Here is a 24,664-nt window from a genome sequence, read left to right on the forward strand (position 1 = left end):
TCAGCAGCGCGCCCGTCAATCCCTTAGCATCAAAATGGCATTTGATCGGCGAGAAAGTCAGCAGCCTCCGTTACTGGGCTGCAACCTTCTTCGCGTCCGGGATACGGCACCAGTTGTTATTCTCGTTAATACCGCCATTTGGCGAGGTATAACCAAGGCAACCTAAAATAGTGTCGTACAGCTCCACGTGACGACGCGGCACCTTCATATCCGCTTCTTGCTTCAGATGGGCGAACGCCTTCGCATGATCGGGGTCTTCCAGATACTTGTCAGACATCCACACCAGCATAGGAACGCGGAACTGCTCAGGCGGCGCCATTTTACGCGGCGTCCCGTGCAGGTGCTCACGCTCGTTAATCGACTCACCGTGATCGGCAGCGTAGAACACTATCGCTTTCTTATCGCGCAGTTGATCAAATACTTGAGTGATAAAGTGATCAACATAAGTTACCGAGTTATCGAATGAGTTGATCATCTCCGCTTTTGAGCAGCCGCTATCAACATTGACGCATTCCGGCTTCCACTGTGCATATTCACGGGTGTAGCGCTGTGTATAGTTAAAATGCGATCCTTTGGTATGCAGAATAATCAAGTGATTACTACCGTCATCGTTCTGCTGCAGAGACTGCTGCATCTCGGGAATCAGCAGCATGTCATCAACGTTTTTGCCACGGTTACGCGGCTCAGCGCCGATCTGCTCACGGTAGGAGATATTCTCCGCCATGGTATTACTGTAAAACCACATCTCGCTTTGCATTGCGTAGAGATCTGTCTTGAACCCTAGCTGAGTAAGCACGGCGAAAACGTTTTGTTCTTTCAGCGTACGCTGCGGATTTTCTTCCGCCCCCCCCTCACGGACAAACATGCAGCGCAGAGAAAGTTTGGTTGCCGTATCGCAAGAATATCCACGGAACGCGGCCAGATTTTTCTCCTGGGCGAGCCTTGGCGTGGTATTTCGCTCATAGCCAAAAATTCCCATATGATCCCAGCGGGTCGTTTCCCCGATAATAAAGACCACATAGGTGTCGTCGAGGTTCTTCGGCGCGACATAGGTAAACTTTTTGGCCGGGTTCATCAGCGATTTGTTATCTGAAGACTCATCCACCTGCGCCCAGGCGTACAGGCCCAACGCTGAGAGCCAGTTTGACGGCAAATAAGAGTTCGCCACAACCCCGCCATAGCTGGGTAGATCGATGCCGGTTTCCCGTTCAACGCTTCTCTGTTGCATGCTCAACAGGCGAATCGGCACCCACACCATCAGGCCAGCCAGTAACACCACCGCCACGCTACGCCATCTCATGCCCGGGGTACGAATCTGTCTCATCAGCGTATAGCGGCAGCGGTTACTCCAAATAAGAACCAACGGCACAATACTGACTGAAACCAGCCACACGATAAAATGCCAGCCGACGACTTCTTTAGATAAATCAATATCCGTGGTCATGACGGAGGCAATAATACCGTAGCCAATTACCACGTTCAGGAAGGTCATATAATAGCTGGCGCCGGCAGAACACAGCACCACAAAGGTTGCCAGCACACGCCAGGCCCGGCGGCCGAATAAAGAGAGAATACGTAATAAAAAGAAGGTCACCAGCACAGTGCCAGCTAATTCAACAACCGCAGAGAGTCCTTTCCAGACGGTGAATTCGTGCGCATATCCGCTAAAGCGACGGAAAAATACAGCACAGTTCATAAACAAACCGATATAGATTGCCAGCAAGAAACTGAGTTTCTGCTGCGTCATCGACTTAATGTATCTCATGCAAACAAACCCTGGGGATCGGGATAAAAACTCCCTGTGCAGCGGCCAAACAGACCAAACAGGGGAAAAATGCGACAACAGCAGAGGTGAAATCTACGGGCGCGGGTAAGTAGACCACAGGAGGGAAGAAAAGTGCTTATAGAGAATGCAAATGACGCATATATTTTTGTAAATATATGCGCCAGGTATTAATCAGGCTACTAATAGATTTAGGCGTGCGCCTCGGTATATACGCTACGTTGCGGCTGGCGAATAGTGGTGGAAAGTGCCAGCGAGATGATTAACAGCGCAAAGATAACGCAGAAGGTCACATAGAATCCGCCAAACAGCGAGGCGATAATGGAACCACAAATACTGCCGATACCGAAGCCCAGGTAAATAACCCCGTAGTTTTTAGCCAGGTTATTGAGACCAAAGAACTCACTCACCAGTGACGGGAACACGGTAATTGTGCCGCCAAAGTTAAATGCCACGCAGGCAATCGCCGCAAAGAACGTAACGTCATTGAGCGGGGCGAACAGCAGTGCCGCCATACCGACCAGCGAAACAACCTGACCAATGGTGATAACACGAATACGAGAGATTTTGTCGGACAGAATACCCAGTACCAGACGGCCTGACAGGTTAGCGATGGAGATGACGGTCACTGCATTTGCCGCCGTGGCTACATCCATATGCGCCAGGCTCTGCGCAATATCTTTCGCCACGCCAATTACATACAGCCCGCTCATACATGCAGTCAGGAACATCACGGCCAGCATCCAGTACTGTGGTTTACGCATGGACTGCGCCAGAGTGTAGTCGTTCTCGACCACGCCATTTTTCGCCTTCACTTCCTGATTCGGCGCATCTTTCATCAGCATGGAGCCAAAGACGATCATCACCAGCACAATTGCGCCCCAGATCATAAAGGTTTTTTCCAGACCCACGGTGCTGAGCAGTTGGCTGTCGATAAATTTAAAACCGAGGCTACCCAGGCCATAAGAGCCGATGGCAAAGGCGGAAATCAGCCCCTTACGCTCAGGGAACCATTTTACGCAGTTGGAAAGGGTTAACAGGTATCCTGCGCCATCCGCCAGGCCGACCAGTACGCCGGCGCTCAACCACAGCATAATCAGGCTGTCAGAGTGGGCGGTTAAGAAGAAGCCGACGCCCAGTAAGATACCGGAGGCCATGGTGACGCGTTTCACGCCAAAACGTTCTTGCAGTTTTCCGGCGACGGAAGAAGAAATCGCCAACCCCAGGCTCAGCAAACCAAAGGAAAATGCAACCTGACTCACCGGCGCGTCCAGTTTAGAAGAGAGCGCGCCATTAAACAGGCTCCAGGTATAAACAGAACCTAAGGCAAATTGGGTAATGATGGTGCCGATCAGTGTCAGCCAACGGGTACGCTGATAATCAGAAGTTTTCATGGCAGTCTTCCTGCATAAGCAAAATGGGAAATTCTCTGCCAACAACCATACCGAAGCGCCATTTATACCAGGAAAAAACGGCATGAAATGCCGCCAGGACGGAATGAAATGCCTGGATTGCGGAATGAATGACGAGACAAAAAGTCGGGATACTGAATTTTATCGCAAGAGTTAGTACCCACTATCGCTGGAAGGCGTGTGATTATTGATCCTGATATGTAACTAAGATGTATAACCAATGATTTCTTTCGTTAAAATTTAGCGCTAACCCCCATGGTGTACATATAGTCGCTATTGTTGGTACTGTTTTCTGCCTGAGAAAGTGCGGCGTAAGCCGCCATATGCGGGTTCAACAGCATATCCGCACCGACGGTAACATCCAGCCAGTTACCGTCCTGTCCTGCTGTCGTCATGCGGCTGAGGCCCGACTGCGCCTTCCAGATATTCTCGCCAAACTGTTGGTTATAGCTGATTTGCGCCCATGGACGCACATCACCGAACTGCGAATTGACTCGCCAGCCTAACGTGCTGACGCTGGCATGCCACAACGGATCGGTCGGTGTTATCGAGGTCGCGCTATCACCGAACTCGTTGTAGGTAGACGTGGTCGAGCCGTCATAATGTAAGGCGGCGACCGGTCCGGTCGTTACCTGTCTGGAAAGCGGAAAGTTCCAGCCCATACTCATGCCGCTGGTCGTATCCATCAGCGTCTGATCGGCCAGATTCACCACCGGACCCGCCACGTTCTGCGTAGAACGAATACGTTCCTCCAGAATGTCGTTATAACGTGGTTGGTGATCGCTGTCCCATGTATAACGTTCAGCCGTATGCCCTGACATCGCATCAACGATATATTCTTGTTGCCAGCCATATGCTGTATTGATGGACAGCGCACAAACTACGACGCTCGCCAGAGTTAACCTTTGGCGACCACTACTGTTTCTTATAATCATCAACGCGACTCCAGAAAAGAGCCGAATTCGGCGATATTATTGTCATTGTGTGTAGGAAATCGGGCCCATCAGGCCCTGTATTAAATATTGTCTTTTTAGCTGGCGCGTCAAGGCGGGCCGAATGAAATTTTTACGCCAGTAAAAACAGCGAGGAAGAATATGCAGCGTTGCGGATGGGTCAGCCAGGACCCACTTTACATTGCCTATCACGACAAGGAATGGGGCGTCCCCGAAACCGATGGCAAGAAGCTGTTTGAAATGATCTGCCTGGAAGGCCAGCAGGCGGGATTATCATGGATTACCGTACTGAAGAAACGGGAAAATTATCGCCACGCCTTCCACCATTTTGATCCGGAAAAAGTGGCAGCCATGACCGAAGAGGATGTGGAAAGGCTGGTACAGGATGCCGGCATTATTCGCCATCGCGGAAAAATTCAGGCCATTATCGGTAACGCTCGCGCCTTTCTGACCATGGCGCAAAACGGTGAACCGTTTAGCGAGTTTGTCTGGTCATTTGTTGATAACCAACCGCAAGTGACCTGCGCCGCCAACCTGAGCGATATCCCCACCTCAACGCCTGCGTCAGATGCTCTGTCTAAGGCATTAAAAAAACGCGGGTTTAAGTTTGTCGGCACCACCATCTGTTACTCCTTTATGCAGGCCTGTGGTCTGGTCAACGACCATATCACCAGTTGCATCTGTTACCCAGGGGCACAACATGATTCGTGAATCTAAAGCTGACGATCTGCCGTCAATTCTGGCGCTGTGGATGGAAAGCACGATCCATGCCCATCCGTTTATCGACGAACGCTACTGGCGCGAAAGTGAACCCGTCGTGCGTGATGTATACCTGCCCGCCGCGCAAACCTGGGTGTGGGAAGAAGAAGGTGTACTCAAAGGCTTTGTCAGCGTGATTGACGAACGCTTTCTTGGCGCGTTGTTTGTCGCGCCAGCGGCCATCAGAAGCGGAATTGGCACAGCGCTGGTGCGGCATGTCCAGCAGCGCTTTTCCCTGCTCAGCCTGGAGGTCTACCAGAAGAATCAGTCAGCGGTAAACTTCTACCATGCGCTGGGTTTTCGCATTGAAGACGGCGCATGGCAGGAAGAGACTCACCACCCCACGTGGATTATGGGCTGGCAGGCGGATCAAACGCCGTAAGCGTCAGGGCGGGTCCATTGTATTTTTCGAGCCACGCCAGCGCAGTGTTGCCCGCGCAGCCATTCCCCAGCTTCGAGCTGGGGAGATCTTTGGTCAGCACATTGACGGCGCCATTTTTACAAATACCACCGGCAGTAAGATCCAAATCAGGCCAGGCGCCTTCATGAATGCAGATGACGCCAGGTTTGATCCCTGTCGTCACGACTGCACCCGCCAGAATTTGCCCACGCGGGTTCCACACCCTCACCGTGTCGCCATGCTTAATACCACGAGCGTTCGCGTCCTGCGGATGGATCGTAACGGGCTCACGATCCGCCACCGCATACTGCTCACGCAACGCACTGTAATTCAACTGGCTGTGCAAACGGTGCGCCGGATGGGCGGAAAGCAGCTGTAACTGACCCGGCTCGGCGTTACCAAACCACTCATCAGGCGCCAGCCACATCGGGTGCCCCGCACAATCCGCATAGCCGTAACCCGCAATCCTTGCGGAGTAGATTTCAATTTTTCCGCTATCCGTTTTCAGCGGATGCGCCTGTGGATCGCGGCGAAAATCCGCAAACCGAATAAATTGCGCGTTGGCGGGGTTTTCCGGCATTTCTATCAGGGCGTTGCGCTGCCAAAACTCGGTAAAGGGCGGCAGTGTAACCTGCTGGCTGGCCCCGCGCTGCCCGGCAATATTGTAAAAGGTCTCCAGCCACGCCAGCTCGCTTTTACCTTCGGTGAAGCGTTCATACCCGCCCTTTTCCCAGCGCTCGCTCAGTTCGGCAAAAACATCAAAATCATTGCGCGCCTCATACTGCGGCGGCACAACCTGCTTCATCGGCACCAGGTGCTGGTTGCTGTAATCACCCGTCATGGTGAGGTCGTTGCGCTCAAACGAGGTGGTCGCCGGTAATACGATATCGGCATGCTTTGCTGCGGCAGTCCAGAAACACTCCGAGATAACCACCAGCTCCGGTTTTTGCCAGGCGCGAATCAGACGGTTGGTGTCCTGGTGATGAGTAAAGTTGGCCCCGCCGGCCCACCACAACATGCGGATGTCCGGGAAATGCCGGTCCATTCCATTGTGCTGGTAAAAACCCCCGGGGTTCTCCAGCGCTTCGACAATTCGCGCCACCGGGATTTTATCCACCGCGTCGGTGCCGCCTTTAACGCTGCCCTGCATTGAAGCCAATACAGCGGCACGACGCGTTGGGTTACCGCCGTTGGCAAAATGGTACGACAGCCCAAAGCCACCGCCAGGCGTGCCGATTTGCCCGAGCATGGCGGCCAGGGTGACAATCATCCAGTGTTTCTGCTCGCCATACTGTTGGCGCTGCATCCCCCACCCCGCCATCAGCATGGTGGTGTTTTGGTGAAATATCGCCGCCAGTTCGCGTATTTTTTCCGCTGTTATCCCACAAATTTCAGCAGCCCACTCTGCCGTTTTTGCGACATTATCAGTTTTACCCAGCAGATAGTCGGCAAAGCGGTCATAACCGGTGGTACAGCGGGCGAGAAAGTCTTCGTCGTGCCAGCCGTTTTCCACCAGCGTATGCGCGATGCCCAGCATCAGCGCCACGTCGGTTCCCATATGCGGGGCGATCCATTCCATCTTATCGCCAAAGAAGTCCACGCTTTCCGATCGCATCGGATCGATACAGATCAAACGTTTGCCGCTATCACGCAATGCCCCGAAGTAAGCGAGACCCTGTTCGTCGGAAGCATTCCAGGCAATCTTCAGGGTATTCAGCGGATTGGCGCTCCATAACACCACCACATCGCTGTGTTCCAGCACGACAGGCCAGCTGGTCTGTTGCTGGTAAACTTCGTTACCGCCCACCACGTACGGCATGATGGCCTGCGCGGCACCCGTGGAGTAATCTCCCAGGTGCCCGGTATAACCCCCCGCCAACGCCATGTAGCGCTGTAACAGGGTCGCGGCTTTATGTAACACACCGTTGGAGCGCCAGCCGTAGGAACCAGCGAAAATCGAGGCCGGGCCATAGCTGTCACGGATGCGTTTATGCTGCGTATGGATAAGCGTCAGTGCGTCATCCCAACTGACGCGAACAAACTCATCCTGCCCGCGCACGCCTTGTGGGCTTTCCGGCGAGACGAGGAAGCCTTTACGTACCATCGGAAAACGTACCCGCGTTTTACTGTGTACCTGGTCACGCACCACAGTTTGCAAAGAGTTGGGATGAGTGGTGGGCAATGCGCCACGGGAGGAGAAAACGGTCTCGCCATCGGTTTCGACGCGAATAGGTCCCCAGTGGGCGGCGGTTAACACCGAGTAGTGTGCGGGTGAATTAGTCAAGATGGCGCTCCTGAATACGATGTGGCGGCTTATTTATTCTGCCGTTCAATGTTACTTACAAATTTCAGAGTCTTCCCTGGAATTTTCTTCATGTTCACACGTCATAATCAACCGCCACCGTCGCTGTGGCAAAGAAGAATAAGTCATTAAGGAATTGAGATGAAGAAACGTGTTTTTGTTATTGCTGCCATCGTGAGCGGCGCCCTGGCGGTTTCTGGCTGCACAACAAACCCTTACACCGGCGAACGCGAAGCGGGTAAATCCGGCATTGGCGCAGGCATTGGCTCTCTGGTCGGCGCAGGTATTGGCGCACTCTCTTCTTCGAAGAAAGATCGCGGCAAGGGCGCACTGATTGGCGCAGCGGCTGGCGCGGCCGTTGGCGGTGGTATCGGCTATTACATGGATGTGCAGGAAGCAAAACTGCGCGAAAAAATGCAGGGAACCGGCGTCAGCGTGACGCGTAGTGGCGATAACATCATTCTGAACATGCCAAACAACGTCACCTTCGACAGCAACAGCAGCAACCTGAAGCCTGCCGGGGCTAACACCCTGACCGGCGTGGCCATGGTCCTGAAAGAGTACAATAAAACCGCGGTTAACGTGCTGGGCTTCACCGACAGCACCGGCAGCCAGGATCTGAATATGCGTCTGTCGCAGCAGCGCGCGGACTCCGTCGCCAGCGCCTTGATCACTCAAGGGGTCGCGGCTAACCGTATCCGCACTCAGGGTATGGGTCCGGCAAACCCAATCGCCAGCAACAGCACGGCGGAAGGTAAGGCGCAGAACCGTCGCGTAGAGATCACCTTAAGCCCGATCCAGTAACGTTTTGAGCCGGAGACAGGCTGCGCCCGATCCGGCATGAAGCACTTGCCATCGTTGATTTTCGCGTTAAGGTGTTGTCACCAAATTCAGGGAAATCAGCGATGAGCAAATCAACACGGGCAACCATCAGCGATGTGGCAAAGGCCGCAAAAACCGGCAAGACCAGCATTTCACGCTACCTCAACGGTGAAAAGCACCTGCTTTCCGACGCGCTGCTGGCCCGCATTGAACAAGCCATTGCCGATCTCGACTACCGACCCAGCCTGATGGCACGCGGCCTGAAACACGGTCGCACCCGCCTGATTGGCCTGATCATCGCAGATATTACCAACCCTTACTCCGTCAACGTACTGAGCGGAATTGAAGCCGCCTGTCGCGATAAAGGCTTTACCCCGTTGGTGTGTAACACCAACAATGAAGTGGATCAGGAACTGCACTATCTTGACCTGTTGCGCAGTTACCAGGTCGAAGGGATTGTGGTCAACGCCGTTGGGATGCGCGAAGAGGGGCTGAACCGCCTGCAACAGTCTGCGCTACCGATGGTACTAATTGATCGTAAAATACCCGATTTCGCCTGTGATATGGTCGGACTGGATAACACCCAGGCCGCAACGATTGCCACGGAACACCTGCTTGAACAAGGCTTTGAAGCCATTCTGTTTCTCAGCGAACCACTCGGCATGGTGAATACCCGCCGCGAACGTTTGAACGCCTTTCGCGCCACGCTCGCACGCTACCCCGGCGTTATCGCGCAAAATGCCGAAGTTCCGCTAACGGACAATGCGCAACTGGATGACACGCTGCGCCAGTTCCACCAGCAGCATCGAGGCATGCGCAAAGCCGTTATCTCCGCCAACGGCGCCCTCACACTACAGGTTGCCCGCGCCCTGAAGCGCATTGGCCTCAACTGGGGCAGCGATATCGGCCTGCTCGGGTTTGACGAGCTGGAATGGGCCGAGCTGGCGGGTGTCGGCATTACCACGCTGAAACAACCCACCTGGCAGATTGGCTACACCGCCGTGGAACAGGTTGTACGCCGGATCGATGGCGGTTCTGATGCCATTCAGGAGCAGGTTTTCTCTGGTGAACTGATCGTGCGCGGATCTACCGCCCGTTAAATTTCCTTCGTGATGGTGATCATAAATTCAGCATCATGGGCTTTTCTTTGGAACCGGTTCCATCTAGCGTTATAGCAAGAACGCTGGTTATGGAGTTTCCATGAAAAGAAAAATTATGGTGGTCACCGCCGCCTACGGCTATGAGCAGGTCCGCGCTGCGGGTGGCCAAACCGCCATGCTGCCCATCATTGCTGAAGCCGGTGCTGACGGCGTCGAAATTCGCCGCGAGATGTTAACTGACACCGAACTCACCACACTGTCAACGATGGCCTCAGCGATCGAAATCTTCGGCCTGCTGGCCTGTTATTCAGCGCCTGAGCCGCTGTTCCTTGAGGACGGTAACCTCAATCCCCGTCTTCCGGCGTTACTCGCGGAAGCGCAGGCCCTGCAAGCGCTGTGGTTAAAAGTCTCCCTTGGTCATTTTTCCCATACCGGCCAGTTCGACGTTTTACGTACATGGCTGGCTGACAGCGGGATGGAGCTGGTTGTCGAAAACGATCAGACCGCCTGCGGACGCCTGCAGCCGATGCAGTGCTTTAACGAAGCCTGCCAGACGCAAAACCTGCCGATCTCGCTGACCTTTGATATGGGCAACTGGCTGTGGGTTGGCGACTCCCCGGAAGAGGCGGCGAAAAACCTGGCGCCAACCGTGGGATACATCCATGTCAAAGCCGCAGTTACGCATCACGACAGCTACCGCGCAGTGCCGCCTGATGCCGCCGAACCGCGCTGGCTGGCGCTGTTAAAAACGCTGCCTGACGATGTTCCGCGCGGCATCGAGTTTCCCCTGGAAGGGCAGGATTTGACGGCGGTTACCCGCCATTACGTCGAGCTGTTACGCGAGGAGTAACGCATGAAGAATTCACTGGATGTGGTCACCATTGGTGAAGCGATGGCGATGTTTGTCGCCACGCAAACCGGCGACCTGGCGGATGTAGAGCAATTTATCAAGCGCGTGGCAGGCGCTGAACTCAACGTGGCGACCGGTCTTGCTCGTTTGGGTCTGAATGTCGGCTGGGTAAGCCGCGTAGGTAACGACAGTTTTGGCCGTTTTATTATTAAGTCGCTGGAAAAAGAAGGGATTGATGCGCAAGGAGTCACCCAGGACGAGCGCTTCGCTACCGGCTTTCAGCTTAAATCTAAGGTCGAAAATGGAACCGATCCCATTGTGGAGTACTTCCGCAAAGGGTCCGCAGCCAGCCATCTCAGTATTGAGGATTACCACGAGAACTATTTTGCCAGCGCACGTCACTTGCACCTGAGCGGCGTGGCAGCCGCGCTTTCCGCCAGCTCCTATGAACTTCTGGCGCATACCGCCCGCACGCTGAAAGCCCTAGGGAAAACCATCTCCTTTGACCCGAATTTACGTCCGGTGCTGTGGAAAAGCGAAGCCGAGATGGTGGAAAAACTGAACCGGCTGGCGTTCCAGGCTGACTGGGTTTTGCCAGGCCTAAAAGAGGGAATGATTCTCACCGGACAACAAACGCCTGAAGCCATCGCCGACTTTTATCTGCGCCATGGGGTGAAGGCAGTCATTATCAAAACCGGGGCAGATGGCGCCTGGTACAAAACCGCCAGCGGCGAGCACGGCTGCGTCGCACCGGTAAAAGTCGACAACGTGGTTGATACGGTCGGCGCTGGCGATGGCTTTGCCGTGGGCGTGATCAGCGCTCTGCTGGAAGGCCGCTCGCTGCATCAGGCGGTGACCCGCGGCAATAAAATTGGCGCACTGGCCATTCAGGTTCAGGGCGACAGCGAAGGATTACCCACACGTGAACAATTAGGGGAATAAACCCCCGGCCAACTCTGTACCCTACATACAGAGGCGGCGTATCAGCATAACCAGAGGGCAGTCTATGAATAGCTCAACCAATGCAGCAAAACGCTGGTGGTACATCATGCCAATCGTGTTTATCACGTATAGCCTGGCGTACCTTGACCGCGCGAACTTCAGCTTCGCCTCCGCCGCAGGCATTAACGAGGATCTCGGCATTACCAAAGGGATCTCTTCCCTGCTGGGCGCTCTGTTTTTCCTTGGCTATTTCTTCTTCCAGATCCCGGGCGCAATTTACGCCGAGCGTCGCAGCGTACGAAAACTGATTTTTGTCTGCCTGATCCTGTGGGGGGCTTGCGCCTCGTTAACCGGGATGGTCAGCAATATTCCGATGCTGGCCGCTATCCGCTTTATTCTTGGTGTCGTTGAAGCTGCCGTGATGCCCGCAATGCTGATTTACATCAGCAACTGGTTTACGAAATCCGAGCGTTCACGCGCTAACACCTTCTTAATCCTCGGTAACCCGGTGACTGTCTTATGGATGTCCGTCGTTTCCGGTTATCTCATTCAGGCGCTGGGCTGGCGGGAAATGTTCATCATCGAGGGCTTCCCGGCCATCATCTGGGCGTTCTGCTGGTGGGTACTGGTAAAAGACAAACCGTCTCAGGTCGGCTGGCTGTCGGAATCCGAAAAAGCTGCGCTTCAGGCCCAACTGGAACAAGAGCAACAAGGGATCAAAGCCGTGCGTAACTACGGTGAGGCCTTCCGCTCACGTAACGTCATCCTGCTGTGTATGCAGTATTTCGCCTGGAGTATTGGCGTCTACGGTTTTGTGCTGTGGCTGCCGTCCATCATTCGCAACGGTGGCGCAAATCTGGGGATGGTGGAAGTTGGCTGGCTGTCATCCGTACCGTATCTGGCGGCGACGGCAGCGATGATTCTCGTCTCCTGGGCCTCTGATAAACTGCAAAATCGTAAGCTGTTTGTCTGGCCGCTGTTACTGATTGCCGCTTTCGCCTTTATCGGCTCCTGGGCCGTTGGCGCAGATCACTTCTGGGTGTCCTACACGCTGCTGGTTATCGCGGGCGCGGCAATGTACGCCCCATATGGTCCCTTCTTCGCCATCATTCCTGAAATGCTGCCGCGCAACGTGTCCGGTGGCGCCATGGCGCTGATTAACAGCATGGGCGCATTAGGCTCATTCTTTGGTTCCTGGTTTGTCGGCTACCTCAATGGCGCAACCGGCAGCCCCTCCGCCTCGTACATTTTTATGGGGGTAGCGCTTTTTGCCTCAGTATGGCTAACTCTTATTGTTAAGCCTGCTAATAATCAACAGCTACCTGTTGGCGCACGCCACGCTTAAATTTTAACTTACGGAGATCCGCATGAAGCCGTCCATTATTCTCTATAAAGCGTTACCTGACGATTTACTGCATCGCCTGGAAGAGCATTTTACTGTGACTTCTGTACCGAACCTGCGCCCGGAAACGGTCGCACAGCACGCCGAGGCCTTTGCCAACGCCGAAGGCCTGCTGGGCTCCAGTGAAGCCGTCAATACCGCGCTGTTGGAGAAAATGCCCAGGCTGCGAGCGACATCCACAATTTCCGTAGGCTATGACAACTTCGATGTCGATGCCCTTAATGCGCGTAAGGTGCTGTTGATGCATACGCCAACCGTACTGACGGAAACCGTCGCCGACACGGTGATGGCGCTGATGTTAAGCACCGCTCGCCGTGTGGTGGAAGTTGCTGAACGGGTTAAGTCTGGCGAATGGACCAAAAGTATCGGGCCGGACTGGTTTGGTACCGATGTCCACCACAAAACGCTGGGAATTGTCGGCATGGGTCGTATTGGGCTCGCGCTGGCGCAGCGTGCGCATTTCGGCTTTAGCATGCCGATTCTCTATAACGCCCGCCGTCATCATCACGAAGCGGAAGAACGCTTCAACGCGCGTTACTGCGATCTCGACACACTGTTGCAGGAGTCTGATTTTGTCTGCCTGATCCTGCCATTAACCAACGAAACACATCATCTGTTCAGTACCGAGCAGTTTGCCAAAATGAAGTCTTCCGCCATTTTCATTAATGCCGGACGTGGTCCGGTGGTCGATGAAAAAGCGTTGATTAGCGCTCTGCAAAACGGCGACATTCATGCCGCAGGTCTGGATGTGTTTGAGCAGGAGCCAGTAGCGACAGACTCTCCACTGCTGTCACTGCCCAACGTGGTGGCCGTGCCGCACATCGGTTCCGCCACGCACGAAACGCGCTATAACATGGCGGCCTGCGCGGTGGATAACTTAATCGATGCGCTGCAAGGAAGAGTGGAGAAGAACTGCGTAAACCCGCAGGTCGCGTAATAAACAAAAGGCCGGGTAGCGCTCACGCTTACCCGGCCTTCTATGTATTACAGCACTCTTTTACTGAGTGGCATTCACCGCAGCAGTCCAGGCTTGAGTAAACGCCTGATGCTGAGCAGCCAACGGACCAATCAACGTGTTGTACTGACTTGCCTGTTGTGAGGTTGGGAACTGGATACCGTTGGCGACAAAGCTCACCTGCGTATCCTGTTGCGCCACAAAATCACCGACCTGCACCAGTTGCTGCGTGAAGATTTGCGCGGCAGGGATCAGCGGCTGTAACGCCTCTGAAGGCGCAGTGACGACTTTATTGTAGACCTGATCAAAGACCGGCTTGAGATCCTCGCCCTGTTTCAGCGCGCCATGCGCAGCATCTGCCTGCAGTTTCGCATTCTGCAACTGTTGCCCTAACACACCCAGTGCGCCATTTGCCTGACGCAGCGGTTCACGCTGAGTCACATAATCCTGAGGAACACGAATCGCATTTACGCTATCAACGACCGGGCGCAGACCGGAGTCCATCGCCTGATTAATCTGTTGAGAATAGCCATACAGAATCGCGTAATCGGACACAAACGGGCCAAACTGTTTTTTCTGATCGGCGGTCAGCGTTGGTAAACGCTCCCCGCTACGCATTGCAGTATTCTGCAGAAAATCGATAAACGCTTTGCGCTGATCGCCTTCTTTATCAAAACACCCACTCAGGCCAACTACCATTAAGAGCGCCAAAACAGGCGCAAACCAGCGAGAGCAGGACTTACCTGTCGCCATTTTAATACTCCTTTCACCCAAAAATGCGCACAACGACACCCGCGTGCCAGACGTTGACAAGGATAGTCCAGGTCAGGCTCGCAAGATACCCTTTCCGCGTAATCTTGTGAGGGAAAATAACCGCTCCCGCCCCCCTTTTTTTTGCTAAACAATGCGCCATTCATTGCCCAGGGCCATATTTTCGTCATCTTTACAATCGGGAGCGATCGTTCGGAGATCGCGACCTTAATCAGTTTGTTAGCCTGTAAAGGCTGGTCGCTCATACTCTGCTGAAACGAATCCATCACGCAAACCTTAGATCCGACTTCATTTTTTCCGACTACTCTTAAGGAGCTTCGATGAAATTCACGATCCCGCTGTGTGATTTATAGGAGTTCTCAATGGAATACAAAGATCCAATGTTTGAACTGCTGAGCAGTCTGGAGCAGATTGTTTTTAAAGATGTATCGCAGACAGTTACTCTGACGCAAAAAACCAACCCTTTCACCGAATTTGAACAGCTACGACGAGGGACAGGTTTAAAAACAGATGATTTTGCCCGAGTGATGGGCGTGACGGTCGCGATGGTGCATGAATGGGAGTCTAAACGCGTTAAGCCTTCCACTACCGAATTGAAGTTGATGCGCCTGATCCAGGCCGATCCGAGATTAAGTAAGCAGTTGATGGATTGAACTATTTTTTAATTTTGCTGAAGAACGGTCCGGTAAAAGGGCCGTTCCCTTACGGAGGGTATCCACAAATAAGAAAATAGTAGTTGCATCCACAGGCGTAAAATGAGTTAATGCTCTCAACGGTTTGACGTACAGACCATTACAGCAGTTTAGTAAGGCAAGTCCCTTCAAGAGTTATCATTGATACCCCTCGTAGTGAGCATTTCCTTTACTGTTAAAAAATCTGTAGAGCACGCCATATCGCCGAAAGGCACACTTATTTTTTAAAAGGTAATACACTATGTCCGGTAAAATGACTGGTATCGTAAAATGGTTCAACGCTGATAAAGGTTTCGGCTTCATCACTCCTGACGATGGCTCTAAAGACGTGTTCGTACACTTCTCTGCTATCCAGAACGATGGCTACAAATCTCTGGACGAAGGTCAGAAAGTTTCCTTCACCATCGAAAGCGGCGCTAAAGGCCCGGCAGCTGGCAACGTAACCAGCCTGTAAGCTTAAAAAGCTCAAAATTCTGAATCCCTGCCAAACGGCGGGGATTTTTTTTACCTGTATTTCGCAATACATCCCACCGAAACGCGTCTTTGCATTACTTTACCCGCCGTACCTTTGACCTTTCCCTAAGGGCAAGCTTTATAGTGAGCCAGTCTGTATTCCATAATGTTCACAAGGAATTGAAGCTATGTCGAAATCCTCACTGCTGCTGGTTTTAGGTTTGCTCACAACGGGCACTGCATTCGCGGCGACCCCGGAAGCCACTTTTCTGGCGGAACATGGACTCAGCGGTAAATCCGTTGAGCAAATCGTAGAGACTATTGACCAGTCGCCGCAGAGTCGCCCGTTGCCTTACTCAGCGTCTGTCACCAGCACCGCGCTGAAACTCTCTTCTGGCGATCAGGTTTATACCCTGCCGCTCGGTGACAAATTCTACCTGTCATTTGCCCCCTATGAATGGCAAACACACCCTTGCTTCAACCATAGTCTGTCTGGCTGCCAGGGCGAAATGCCGGAGAAGACATTCAATGTCAAAGTGACGGACAGTAAGGGAGAGGTCGTAGTACAAAAAGCGATGAAGAGCGGTCGAAACGGCTTCGTCGGGGTATGGCTACCGCGCAATATGGAAGGCACCCTCGCAGTAAGCTACAACGGTAAATCAGCCGAGTATCCCATTAAGACTATGGAAGACAGCCAGACCTGCCTGACTAAGTTGCAGTTGCGCTAACACATAAAAAAATGCCGGATAAGGCGGAGACGCCATCCGGCATTTTCTAAGTCAGCTCAGGACCGTTACTGTAGCAGCGAAATATCCGCCACGCGCAGGAACAGCTCGCGCAGTTTTTCGAGCATAGACAGACGGTTAATACGCAGTTCTTTATCTTCTACGTTAACCATGACTTTCTCGAAGAAGGCATCGACCGGTTCACGCAGTGCCGATAGCTCAACCAGCGCTTCCTGGTAATGCCCGGCTGCAAAGACTGGCTCCAGCTTGTCGCGCAGCACCACAACCTGCATCGCCAGCGCAATTTCTTCCGGCTCTTTCAGCGTTGCCGCATTCACGCGGTCGTTCAGCGTTTCTTCAGACTTCGCCAGGATGTTCGATACACGCTTGTTCGCCGCAGCCAGCGCGGACGCGGCTTCCAGCGTACGGAAGTGCGATACCGCCTTCATACGTGCGTCGAAATCAGCTGGACGAGTCGGACGACGCGCCAGCACGGCCTGAATGGTATCAACGGTGTAACCTTCATCCTGATACCAGGCGCGGAAGCGACCGAGCATAAAGTCGATAACGTCATCCACGACTTTCGCGTTGGTCAGCTTGTCACCATACAGACGAACCGCTTCCTCGGTCAGCGTTTGCAGATCGAGATTCAGGTTCTTCTCAACGATAATACGCAGCACGCCCAGCGCAGCACGACGCAGCGCAAACGGGTCTTTGTCGCCTTTCGGATGCTGGCCGATACCAAAGATACCCGCCAGGGTATCCATCTTGTCGGCAATCGCCACGGCACAGGCTACCGGATTAGACGGCAGGTCATCGCCGGCAAAGCGCGGCTGATACTGCTCGTTCAGCGCCACGGCCACATCTTCCGCTTCGCCATCATGACGCGCATAGTGCATGCCCATCACGCCCTGGGTGTCGGTGAACTCGAAGACCATGTTGGTCATCAGGTCACACTTGGACAGCAGGCCCGCACGCGTTGCGTGGTTAACGTCGGCGCCAATCTGGCCAGCAATCCAGCCCGCCAGCGCCTGGATACGATCGGTCTTGTCGCGCAGCGTACCCAGTTGCTGTTGGAACAGCACGGTTTGCAGACGCGGCAGATGATCTTCCAGACGTTTTTTACGGTCGGTATTGAAGAAGAACTCGGCATCCGCCAGACGCGGGCGTACAACTTTCTCATTACCGGAGATAATCTGGCTCGGATCTTTCGACTCGATGTTGGCAACGAAGATAAAGTTCGGCAGCAGTTTGCCGTCGTTGGCGTAAACCGGGAAGTACTTCTGGTCGCCTTTCATGGTGTGAACCAGCGCTTCTGACGGAACCGCGAGGAATTTATCTTCGAACTTCGCGGTCAGCACTACTGGCCATTCCACCAGCGAGGTGACTTCTTCCAGCAGGCTTTCGCTCAGATCGGCGTTACCGCCAATCTTGCGCGCCGCTTCTTCAGCATCGGCTTTGATTTTCGCTTTACGCTCAGCGTAATCCGCAATCACTTTACCGCGCTCACGCAGGATTTCTGGGTATTGATCGGCAGAATCGATGGTGAATTCCGCTTCGCCCATAAAGCGATGGCCGCGAATCACGCGATCGGACTGAATGCCCAGAATCGTTGCCGGAATCACTTTGTCACCCAGCAGCAGAGTCACGGTGTGAACCGGACGCACGAAATGGACGTCAGACGCGCCCCAGCGCATCAGTTTCGGGATCGGCAGCTTAGCCAGCGAGGTGGCGATCATGTTCGGCAGCAGCGTTTCAGCGCTTTCGCCTTTCACATGCGCGCGGTACAACAACCACTCGCCTTTATCGGTGGTCAGACGCTCGGCCTGGTCAACGGTGATACCGCAGCCACGCGCCCAACCTTCTGCCGCTTTACTCGGTTTGCCTTCGGCGTCAAACGCCTGAGCAATTGCCGGGCCGCGTTTTTCAACTTCACGGTCAGGTTGCGCTTCAGCCAGGTTCGCGACTTTCAGCGCCAGACGACGCGGTGCGGCGAACCACTCAACGTTGCCGTGCGCGATGCCAGCGTTATCCAGCTCCGCGGTAAAGTTCGCAGCAAAGGACTCAGCCAGGCTGCGCAGTGCTTTTGGTGGCAGCTCTTCAGTGCCGATTTCCACCAGAAAAGTTTTCTCAGACATGGCCGCCTCTTATTTCTCTTTGTTGCACATCGGGAAGCCAAGGGCTTCACGGGAAGCGTAGTAAGCTTCTGCCACTGCTTTGGTCAGGGTGCGAATGCGCAGGATATAGCGCTGACGCTCGGTGACGGAGATGGCTTTACGCGCATCCAGCAGGTTGAAGCTATGAGCGGCTTTCAGAATACGTTCATACGCAGGCAGCGGCAGTGGGTTTTCCAGCGCCAGCAGCTGCTGCGCTTCTTTCTCGTACTGCTCGAAGCAGGTGAACAGGAAGTCCACGTCGGCGTATTCGAAGTTATAGGTGGATTGCTCCACTTCGTTCTGATGGAACACGTCGCCGTAAGTGGTTTTACCCAGCGGGCCGTCGCTCCAGACCAGGTCGTAAACGCTGTCTACGCCCTGAATGTACATGGCCAGACGTTCCAGACCGTAGGTAATTTCCCCGGTCACAGGTTTACATTCCAGACCACCAACCTGCTGGAAGTAGGTGAACTGCGTGACTTCCATACCGTTCAGCCACACTTCCCAACCCAGCCCCCAGGCACCCAGCGTCGGGTTCTCCCAGTTATCTTCCACGAAACGGATGTCGTGAATGGTCGGGTCCATACCCAGCTCTTTCAGAGAACCCAGGTACAGCTCCTGAATGTTGTCCGGAGACGGCTTAATCACTACCTGGAACTGATAGTAGTGCTGTAAGCGGTTCGGGTTTTCGCCATAGCGGCCGTCGGTCGGACGACGAGAAGGCTGCACATACGCAGTCGCCATCGGTTCCGGCCCCAGCGCACGCAGGCAGGTCATTGGGTGAGATGTCCCCGCGCCGACTTCCATGTCCAATGGTTGAACGATGGTGCAGCCCTGGCGAGCCCAGTAATCCTGTAAGGTCAGGATCAAGCCCTGGAAGGTCCTGGTATCAAACTTTTGCATATTATTTCGTGCTGGATACGTGTGGATTTAAAGGAAGCGGTCAGTATACCCGCTGGCTGCAAGATATACAGTACGAAACGGGAAAAAGGGGGAACTTAGCGCATGGAAAGGTGCAAAAACTGCCCGTTTGCATCAAAAGAGCAGACAAAACTCTCTTTACGGAAGGTCGAACCGCGCATTTCATAGCTGCCCTGGAATTGTTCCAGGCCGGCGATATCAATTTTCTGCGCGCCGGTGTTATAAAGCTCTGCCGCTTCACTTTTGCACAATGCCGCCATATCGAGCGAACGTGCGGCATTCACCTTTTGCGCCTTCTGCGCAGGTGCAGGCGGCTGTGTGTCGGCGCACGCCGCCAACAAAAAGATAGCGAGCGCGGGAAAGAAATACTTCATCATCATTTTATTACCGCCTGGTTTGCTGGTCAGTCTTATTATTAGTGTCTGGAAACGGATCTTATTTTGAGAATCTCATCAGACCATCTCAAGCTTTAGCGTAAAAACTCAGATTATTCCAGTGAGTTACGCTCGCAAAAAATCGGTCAGACTTTTTTTAATGGAGACAGAGGAACTGATGCAGCCCAAAATTTTCTGGATTGATAACCTGCGCGGAATAGCTTGTTTAATGGTCGTGATGATCCACACCACAACCTGGTACATCACCAATGCGCACAGCGTCAGCCCGTTTAATTGGGATCTGGCCAATGTGCTCAATTCCGCCTCTCGCGTCAGCGTACCGTTGTTCTTTATGATTTCGGGTTATCTGTTTTTTGGCGAACGCAGCGCCAAACCGCGCCATTTCACGCGCATCGCGCTGTGCATTCTTTTTTACAGCAGCGTGTCGCTGGCCTATATTCTGTTGTTTACCTCGATCAACGCTGAGCTGTCGCTGAAAAACCTGCTGCAAAAGCCGGTGTTCTATCACCTGTGGTTTTTCTTCGCCATTGCCGTCATCTACCTGGTTTCCCCGCTGATACAGGTGAAAAATATCAGCGGCAAGATGCTGCTGGCGCTCATGGTAGTGACTGGGGTGATTGCCAATCCCAACACCGTCTCACAAAAAATTGGCGGTTTTGAGTGGCTTCCCATCAACCTGTACATCAGTGGCGACACTTTCTATTACATCCTGTACGGCATGCTGGGAAGGGCGATTGGCATGATGGATACACAGAAACGTTCGCTCACCTGGCTCTGTGCAGCGTTGTTCATCGTCGCCGTGTTTGTTATCTCTCGAGGCACGTTGCATGAACTGCGCTGGCGAGGCAATTTTGCCGATACCTGGTACCTCTACTGCGGCCCGGCAGTATTTATTTGCGCCGTCTCGCTCCTGACGCTGGTCAAAAACACGCTCAGCACGCGCACTCTGCCGGTATTGGGCCTTATTTCCCGTCACTCGTTGGGTATTTATGGCTTTCATGCGCTGATCATTCACGCGCTGCGCACCAACGGTTTAGAACTCAAGAACTGGCCGCCGCTGGATATGCTATGGATTTTTAGCGCCACGCTGGCGGGTAGCCTGCTGTTATCCATACTGTTGCAGCGCATTGATACACGCAGGCTGGTGAGTTAAGACTCACCGTTTTGTTCATTCTGCCCTGGACGCAGCAGTAAAACTTGTCCGACCAAACACACGAAGAATGCTGCCGGGTATAGCCCCTTTTCGATGGGCGCTAACGGAATATTCCATATCCCTACCAGCAGTAGTCCCAGCGTTATCAACGCCACCATCTTGCATATGGAGGTGAAGCATTCGTCATTCTGATTAAGATTTACAGCTCGCTGATAAGCATACGTCACGAACATTCCCGTCATCAGCGCACCCAAAAAATAGCCTTTGCCACTCAATAACGGGCAGGCATGCCATAAGCCAACAACGTAAATCAGTATGCCAGAGAAGAATAATATCCATGGCAACAGCCTGGTGGTCTTCATTGGGATCTCCTTATCCATCATGGGTACAATATGAATAACCCGCTAAAGACAACACAGAAAAATGCCACCACACTGGATTTTCAGAATAAATCCACGTGTATCAATTATTTATTAGATTAAAATATATATTTTATCAATCCCCTCTGTTATCCAGAGGGGAAGGTCGTCAGGACATCAGCGGCTGTAATTGCTGATAAATACGACGGAAGGTTTCCCGACGCTGTTGGTAGAGCGCATGGCGCTCAGCATCAGGATAATGCGCCTGTTCCAGCGTAAGCTGAGGCAGCATGTCTGATAACGGCTTTTGCGGGTTCATGGCAATTTGCGCCAGGCGCGCCGCACCGAGTGCAGGACCGACATCGCCGCCGGTACGATAATCCAGTTGCAACCCGCTGATATCAGACAGCATCTGACGCCAGTATTCGCTGCGAGCCCCGCCGCCAATGAGCGTAATGCTGGCTGGCTGTACACCGCACGCATGCACGACATCCATGCCGTCGGCCAGCGCAAAACCCACACCTTCCAGTACCGCCCGCGCCAGTTCTGCCGGACCATGCTGATGCGTCAGACCGAAAAATACGCCCTTCGCCTGCGGGTTATTATGCGGCGTACGTTCACCGGACAGATAAGGTAAAAACCAGACTGGTTCGGCGTCTGCATTCGCTTGTTGCGCTGCGTCGATCAATGCCGGTACGCTCGCCAGTCCGGTTAATTTCGCCGCCCAATCCAGGCAGGATGCCGCGCTCAGCATCACGGACATCAGGTGCCATCGCTCCGGCAAGGCATGACAAAAACTGTGGACCGCGCTTTCCGGCTTACTGAGGAAGCCGTCGCTTACCGCAAAATAGACGCCGGATGTACCCAACGAAAGCATCGCCTGACCGGCATTCATCATGCCTACGCCGACTGCTCCCGCCGCGTTATCACCGCCCCCGGCAACGACCGCAACCTCATTCATTCCCCAGTCCCGGGCGACTTCTGGCAGCAATGTTCCGGTAATCGCACAACCTTCGTATAGCGCAGGCATATGCGCACGAGACAGCTTACAGGCCGCCAGCATGACATCACTCCAGTCACGTTTGGCGACATCCAGCCACATCGTACCTGCCGCATCAGACATATCGCTGGCAAAATCGCCGGTCATACGCAGACGCAGGTAATCTTTCGGCAGCAACACTTTATCTACCCGGCTGAAAATCTCCGGCTCGTGACGTTGCACCCACAGCAACTTTGGCGCGGTAAAACCAGGCATCATCAGGTTGCCGGTGATAGCACGAGACTGCGGAACCAGGTTCTCCAGCATTACGCACTCTTCAGCGCAGCGGCCATCGTTCCACAGGATTGCGGGACGTAATACTTTCTGTTGCTTGTCCAGTAACGTCGCGCCGTGCATCTGGCCGGCAATCCCTAACGCTTTCACCTCACTGAGCGAATGCTGCTGGCCCAGCGCTTTTACGGCGCGATCCGTTGCCAGCCACCATTGTTCAGGGTCCTGCTCTGACCATAACGGATGCGGACGCGAGACCGTGAGTTTCTCCGTTTGCGAAGCGATCACATCGCCCTGCTCATTCAGCAGAATGGCCTTTACGCCTGAGGTGCCAAGATCTATCCCGATATACATAGCGTATCGTTCCTTAAAGAAAGGCCCGGCAGCGCGTGGCTTTCCGGGCTTACGGACGTTCTCAGAAACCTGTTATTTGTCGAACAAATAATGGTTTACCAGATTTTCCAGCAGTTCCTGATGGCCGCTCTGATGCACTGGCGCCAGATTATGTTGTTCAGCGTACTGCGCAATTTCCGTCAGCGTCATCTGCCCTTTCAGAATTTGCTGGCCCAGCTCACCATTCCAACCAGCGTAACGCTTGGCCACACGCTGATCCAGACCACCGTCCTCAATCATACGGGCCGCAATTTTCAGCGACAGCGCCATGGTATCCATTGCGCCAATATGACCATAGAACAAATCGTATTTATCGGTGCTCTGACGACGAACTTTGGCGTCAAAGTTCAGACCGCCGGTGGTGAAGCCGCCCGCTTTGAGGATTTCGTACATCACCAACGCATTCTCTTCTACGCTATTTGGGAACTGGTCAGTATCCCATCCCAACTGTGCGTCACCGCGGTTGGCATCGACAGAACCAAACAGACCCAGCGCGATAGCAGTGGCGATTTCATGATGGAATGAGTGACCCGCCAGCGTGGCGTGGTTGGCTTCGATATTCAGTTTGATCTCTTTTTCCAGGCCGAACTGCTTGAGGAACCCATAAACGGTCGCCGCATCGTAGTCGTATTGGTGTTTGGTCGGTTCCTGCGGCTTCGGTTCGATAAGCAAAGTGCCCTGGAAACCCGTTTTGTGTTTGTGCTCTACCACCAACTGCATAAAGCGGCCAATCTGCTCACGTTCCTGACGCAGATCGGTATTCAGCAGCGTTTCATAGCCTTCACGGCCGCCCCACAGAACGTAGTTTTCACCGCCTAGCTTGTGCGTGGCATCCATCGCCGTGACTACCTGTGTGGCAGCCCAGCTGAACACTTCCGGGTCCGGGTTAGTGGCCGCGCCCGCGCCGTAGCGTGGATTGGTGAAGCAGTTTGCCGTTCCCCACAGCAGCTTGACCCCACTTTGTTCCTGTTTTGCCGCCAGTACATCAACCATCTGCGCAAAGTTGTTTTTGTACTCTTTCAGCGACGCGCCTTCCGGCGAGACATCCACGTCATGGAAGCAGTAGTAAGGGACGTTCAGCTTGTGAAAGAACTCAAATGCGACATCCGCTTTGCGTTTCGCCAGCTCCAGTGCTTCTCCGGGCTGCTGCCACGGACGATCGAAAGCGCCCATGCCGAACATGTCCGCACCGTTCCAGCAGAATGTATGCCAATAGCAGGCGGCAAAACGCAGATGATCTTCCATGCGTTTGCCCAACACGATTTCGTCAGGGTTGTAATGGCGAAATGCGAGCGGGTTAGTAGTTTTAGTCCCTTCAAAACGAACACGATCGAGTTGGTCGAAATAAGCCTGCATAATAAGCTCCATAATCAGGTAATACGGCAAGTAAACTGCGATATAGCTATACTGGAATTTCCTGATTTATTGCTCAATTACGTTATTTCACACCGCCATTAAGAGAATACCCAAACGTGCGCTGGCTCCCAAAAAAGCGCATTGAAAAGAGAATTAAAAAAGCGATCGCGATCGAAGGTTAATCATTAAACAAAAAACCGTAATGCGCAGATAAAAAATGGCAATTGTCATCCCGCGTTCAGTATGTGAATTTTGCGTAGCATTAAGAAAATAAAAATTTGTCACGCTTCATCAAGCAGTCGTCCCTGCGGTTTTGCTAGTATCGACAGGCCACGTTAAC

General features: G+C 53.4%; 24 protein-coding genes. 13 read left to right on the forward strand and 11 right to left on the reverse strand.

Features of this window, described 5'->3' with window-relative positions:
- Window positions 1-70: 70 nt before the first annotated feature.
- Entirely contained in the window at window positions 71-1,765 is a 1,695-nt protein-coding gene (gene eptB, locus OGV69_RS05630) for a kdo(2)-lipid A phosphoethanolamine 7''-transferase (RefSeq protein WP_038635149.1), read from the reverse strand.
- Between the two features lie 209 nt (window positions 1,766-1,974).
- Window positions 1,975-3,177, reverse strand: coding sequence for an L-lactate MFS transporter (locus OGV69_RS05635; protein ID WP_038635150.1), 1,203 nt, complete (start codon window positions 3,175-3,177; stop codon window positions 1,975-1,977).
- Here OGV69_RS05635 and OGV69_RS05640 point away from each other — a divergent pair.
- On the forward strand, window positions 3,176-3,352 hold the full coding sequence (locus OGV69_RS05640) for a hypothetical protein (RefSeq protein ID WP_159121630.1): 177 nt from the start codon (window positions 3,176-3,178) through the stop codon (window positions 3,350-3,352). The two genes, OGV69_RS05635 and OGV69_RS05640, sit on opposite strands and share 2 nt — an antisense overlap.
- Before the next feature lie 76 nt (window positions 3,353-3,428).
- Here OGV69_RS05640 and OGV69_RS05645 read toward each other — a convergent pair whose 3' ends face one another.
- On the reverse strand, window positions 3,429-4,130 hold the full coding sequence (locus OGV69_RS05645) for an autotransporter outer membrane beta-barrel domain-containing protein (protein ID WP_038635151.1): 702 nt from the start codon (window positions 4,128-4,130) through the stop codon (window positions 3,429-3,431).
- Window positions 4,131-4,289: 159 nt separating this feature from the next.
- Here OGV69_RS05645 and tag point away from each other — a divergent pair, with 159 nt between their 5' ends.
- Complete coding sequence (gene tag / locus OGV69_RS05650; RefSeq protein WP_038635153.1) at window positions 4,290-4,859, forward strand: DNA-3-methyladenine glycosylase I; 570 nt, start codon at window positions 4,290-4,292, stop codon at window positions 4,857-4,859.
- Window positions 4,849-5,289: an N-acetyltransferase gene (locus tag OGV69_RS05655; RefSeq protein ID WP_069323746.1), complete on the forward strand. Its 441-nt coding sequence runs from the start codon at window positions 4,849-4,851 to the stop codon at window positions 5,287-5,289. The genes tag and OGV69_RS05655 overlap by 11 nt, the downstream gene beginning before the upstream one ends.
- Here the strand turns inward: OGV69_RS05655 and OGV69_RS05660 are convergent.
- On the reverse strand, window positions 5,258-7,591 hold the full coding sequence (locus tag OGV69_RS05660) for a molybdopterin guanine dinucleotide-containing S/N-oxide reductase (protein ID WP_069323745.1): 2,334 nt from the start codon (window positions 7,589-7,591) through the stop codon (window positions 5,258-5,260). The genes OGV69_RS05655 and OGV69_RS05660 overlap by 32 nt on opposite strands.
- Before the next feature lie 159 nt (window positions 7,592-7,750).
- Between OGV69_RS05660 and OGV69_RS05665 the strand changes: the two genes are divergently transcribed.
- The 6 genes from OGV69_RS05665 (at window position 7,751) to ghrB (ending at window position 13,662) form a co-directional block, all read left to right on the forward strand.
- A complete protein-coding gene (locus OGV69_RS05665; RefSeq protein ID WP_069323744.1) occupies window positions 7,751-8,413 on the forward strand; it encodes an OmpA family lipoprotein in 663 nt (220 codons plus the stop codon).
- Window positions 8,414-8,514: 101 nt separating this feature from the next.
- Window positions 8,515-9,531 (forward strand): LacI family DNA-binding transcriptional regulator, encoded by a 1,017-nt coding sequence (locus tag OGV69_RS05670; RefSeq protein WP_069323743.1) that lies wholly within the window; start codon window positions 8,515-8,517, stop codon window positions 9,529-9,531.
- A gap of 100 nt (window positions 9,532-9,631) precedes the next feature.
- Window positions 9,632-10,381 carry a sugar phosphate isomerase/epimerase family protein gene (locus OGV69_RS05675; protein WP_069323742.1) on the forward strand — a complete coding sequence of 250 codons (750 nt, stop codon included), beginning with the start codon at window positions 9,632-9,634 and terminating at the stop codon, window positions 10,379-10,381.
- A gap of 3 nt (window positions 10,382-10,384) precedes the next feature.
- Window positions 10,385-11,323, forward strand: coding sequence for a sugar kinase (locus OGV69_RS05680; RefSeq protein ID WP_038635175.1), 939 nt, complete (start codon window positions 10,385-10,387; stop codon window positions 11,321-11,323).
- Window positions 11,324-11,387: 64 nt separating this feature from the next.
- Complete coding sequence (locus tag OGV69_RS05685; RefSeq protein ID WP_069323741.1) at window positions 11,388-12,668, forward strand: MFS transporter; 1,281 nt, start codon at window positions 11,388-11,390, stop codon at window positions 12,666-12,668.
- Window positions 12,669-12,690: 22 nt separating this feature from the next.
- Window positions 12,691-13,662 (forward strand): glyoxylate/hydroxypyruvate reductase GhrB, encoded by a 972-nt coding sequence (ghrB, locus tag OGV69_RS05690; RefSeq protein ID WP_069323740.1) that lies wholly within the window; start codon window positions 12,691-12,693, stop codon window positions 13,660-13,662.
- A 60-nt stretch (window positions 13,663-13,722) separates the two neighbouring features.
- On the opposite strand, the gene OGV69_RS05695 is transcribed toward ghrB, so the two are convergent.
- Window positions 13,723-14,433, reverse strand: coding sequence for a DUF3053 domain-containing protein (locus OGV69_RS05695; RefSeq protein ID WP_038635187.1), 711 nt, complete (start codon window positions 14,431-14,433; stop codon window positions 13,723-13,725).
- 380 nt (window positions 14,434-14,813) lie between these two features.
- Between OGV69_RS05695 and OGV69_RS05700 the strand changes: the two genes are divergently transcribed.
- The 3 genes from OGV69_RS05700 (at window position 14,814) to cueP (ending at window position 16,324) form a co-directional block, all read left to right on the forward strand.
- Window positions 14,814-15,104 (forward strand): HTH-type transcriptional regulator, encoded by a 291-nt coding sequence (locus tag OGV69_RS05700; RefSeq protein WP_003024273.1) that lies wholly within the window; start codon window positions 14,814-14,816, stop codon window positions 15,102-15,104.
- 280 nt (window positions 15,105-15,384) lie between these two features.
- Window positions 15,385-15,597 carry a transcription antiterminator/RNA stability regulator CspE gene (cspE, locus tag OGV69_RS05705; protein ID WP_000014594.1) on the forward strand — a complete coding sequence of 71 codons (213 nt, stop codon included), beginning with the start codon at window positions 15,385-15,387 and terminating at the stop codon, window positions 15,595-15,597.
- Window positions 15,598-15,784: 187 nt separating this feature from the next.
- Window positions 15,785-16,324 (forward strand): copper-binding periplasmic metallochaperone CueP, encoded by a 540-nt coding sequence (cueP, locus tag OGV69_RS05710; RefSeq protein ID WP_038635199.1) that lies wholly within the window; start codon window positions 15,785-15,787, stop codon window positions 16,322-16,324.
- A gap of 65 nt (window positions 16,325-16,389) precedes the next feature.
- Here cueP and glyS read toward each other — a convergent pair whose 3' ends face one another.
- The 3 genes from glyS to OGV69_RS05725 all read right to left on the reverse strand — a co-directional run bounded on the left by glyS (window position 16,390) and on the right by OGV69_RS05725 (window position 19,778).
- Entirely contained in the window at window positions 16,390-18,459 is a 2,070-nt protein-coding gene (glyS, locus tag OGV69_RS05715) for a glycine--tRNA ligase subunit beta (RefSeq protein WP_042311682.1), read from the reverse strand.
- Between the two features lie 9 nt (window positions 18,460-18,468).
- Window positions 18,469-19,380, reverse strand: a complete 912-nt coding sequence (gene glyQ / locus OGV69_RS05720; protein ID WP_001168552.1) for a glycine--tRNA ligase subunit alpha — start codon at window positions 19,378-19,380, stop codon at window positions 18,469-18,471.
- A gap of 95 nt (window positions 19,381-19,475) precedes the next feature.
- A complete protein-coding gene (locus tag OGV69_RS05725; RefSeq protein ID WP_227408972.1) occupies window positions 19,476-19,778 on the reverse strand; it encodes a YsaB family lipoprotein in 303 nt (100 codons plus the stop codon).
- 172 nt (window positions 19,779-19,950) lie between these two features.
- Here OGV69_RS05725 and OGV69_RS05730 point away from each other — a divergent pair, with 172 nt between their 5' ends.
- On the forward strand, window positions 19,951-20,946 hold the full coding sequence (locus OGV69_RS05730) for an acyltransferase (RefSeq protein ID WP_069323830.1): 996 nt from the start codon (window positions 19,951-19,953) through the stop codon (window positions 20,944-20,946).
- Here OGV69_RS05730 and yiaB read toward each other — a convergent pair.
- The 3 genes from yiaB to xylA all read right to left on the reverse strand — a co-directional run bounded on the left by yiaB (window position 20,943) and on the right by xylA (window position 24,324).
- Window positions 20,943-21,308, reverse strand: a complete 366-nt coding sequence (gene yiaB / locus OGV69_RS05735; RefSeq protein WP_069323738.1) for an inner membrane protein YiaB — start codon at window positions 21,306-21,308, stop codon at window positions 20,943-20,945. The two genes, OGV69_RS05730 and yiaB, sit on opposite strands and share 4 nt — an antisense overlap.
- Window positions 21,309-21,474: 166 nt before the next feature.
- Complete coding sequence (xylB, locus tag OGV69_RS05740) at window positions 21,475-22,929, reverse strand: xylulokinase (protein WP_069323737.1); 1,455 nt, start codon at window positions 22,927-22,929, stop codon at window positions 21,475-21,477.
- A 72-nt stretch (window positions 22,930-23,001) separates the two neighbouring features.
- A complete protein-coding gene (xylA, locus tag OGV69_RS05745; RefSeq protein WP_038635208.1) occupies window positions 23,002-24,324 on the reverse strand; it encodes a xylose isomerase in 1,323 nt (440 codons plus the stop codon).
- Window positions 24,325-24,664 lie beyond the last annotated feature (340 nt).

Source organism: Citrobacter sp. Cc139 (genome assembly GCF_030334645.1).
In the GTDB taxonomy this organism is placed as follows: Bacteria; Pseudomonadota; Gammaproteobacteria; order Enterobacterales; family Enterobacteriaceae; genus Citrobacter; species Citrobacter werkmanii.

Coding starts and splice junctions, on each gene's coding strand:
- eptB (WP_038635149.1), bottom strand. CDS start 1,765: ATGAGATACATTAAGTCGATGACGCAGCAGAAACTCAGTTTCTTGCTG.
- OGV69_RS05640 (WP_159121630.1), top strand. CDS start 3,176: ATGGCAGTCTTCCTGCATAAGCAAAATGGGAAATTCTCTGCCAACAAC.
- OGV69_RS05635 (WP_038635150.1), bottom strand. CDS start 3,177: ATGAAAACTTCTGATTATCAGCGTACCCGTTGGCTGACACTGATCGGC.
- OGV69_RS05645 (WP_038635151.1), bottom strand. CDS start 4,130: ATGATTATAAGAAACAGTAGTGGTCGCCAAAGGTTAACTCTGGCGAGC.
- tag (WP_038635153.1), top strand. CDS start 4,290: ATGCAGCGTTGCGGATGGGTCAGCCAGGACCCACTTTACATTGCCTAT.
- OGV69_RS05655 (WP_069323746.1), top strand. CDS start 4,849: ATGATTCGTGAATCTAAAGCTGACGATCTGCCGTCAATTCTGGCGCTG.
- OGV69_RS05665 (WP_069323744.1), top strand. CDS start 7,751: ATGAAGAAACGTGTTTTTGTTATTGCTGCCATCGTGAGCGGCGCCCTG.
- OGV69_RS05670 (WP_069323743.1), top strand. CDS start 8,515: ATGAGCAAATCAACACGGGCAACCATCAGCGATGTGGCAAAGGCCGCA.
- OGV69_RS05675 (WP_069323742.1), top strand. CDS start 9,632: ATGAAAAGAAAAATTATGGTGGTCACCGCCGCCTACGGCTATGAGCAG.
- OGV69_RS05680 (WP_038635175.1), top strand. CDS start 10,385: ATGAAGAATTCACTGGATGTGGTCACCATTGGTGAAGCGATGGCGATG.
- OGV69_RS05685 (WP_069323741.1), top strand. CDS start 11,388: ATGAATAGCTCAACCAATGCAGCAAAACGCTGGTGGTACATCATGCCA.
- ghrB (WP_069323740.1), top strand. CDS start 12,691: ATGAAGCCGTCCATTATTCTCTATAAAGCGTTACCTGACGATTTACTG.
- OGV69_RS05695 (WP_038635187.1), bottom strand. CDS start 14,433: ATGGCGACAGGTAAGTCCTGCTCTCGCTGGTTTGCGCCTGTTTTGGCG.
- OGV69_RS05700 (WP_003024273.1), top strand. CDS start 14,814: ATGGAATACAAAGATCCAATGTTTGAACTGCTGAGCAGTCTGGAGCAG.
- cspE (WP_000014594.1), top strand. CDS start 15,385: ATGTCCGGTAAAATGACTGGTATCGTAAAATGGTTCAACGCTGATAAA.
- cueP (WP_038635199.1), top strand. CDS start 15,785: ATGTCGAAATCCTCACTGCTGCTGGTTTTAGGTTTGCTCACAACGGGC.
- glyS (WP_042311682.1), bottom strand. CDS start 18,459: ATGTCTGAGAAAACTTTTCTGGTGGAAATCGGCACTGAAGAGCTGCCA.
- glyQ (WP_001168552.1), bottom strand. CDS start 19,380: ATGCAAAAGTTTGATACCAGGACCTTCCAGGGCTTGATCCTGACCTTA.
- OGV69_RS05725 (WP_227408972.1), bottom strand. CDS start 19,778: ATGATGATGAAGTATTTCTTTCCCGCGCTCGCTATCTTTTTGTTGGCG.
- OGV69_RS05730 (WP_069323830.1), top strand. CDS start 19,951: ATGCAGCCCAAAATTTTCTGGATTGATAACCTGCGCGGAATAGCTTGT.
- yiaB (WP_069323738.1), bottom strand. CDS start 21,308: ATGAAGACCACCAGGCTGTTGCCATGGATATTATTCTTCTCTGGCATA.
- xylB (WP_069323737.1), bottom strand. CDS start 22,929: ATGTATATCGGGATAGATCTTGGCACCTCAGGCGTAAAGGCCATTCTG.
- xylA (WP_038635208.1), bottom strand. CDS start 24,324: ATGCAGGCTTATTTCGACCAACTCGATCGTGTTCGTTTTGAAGGGACT.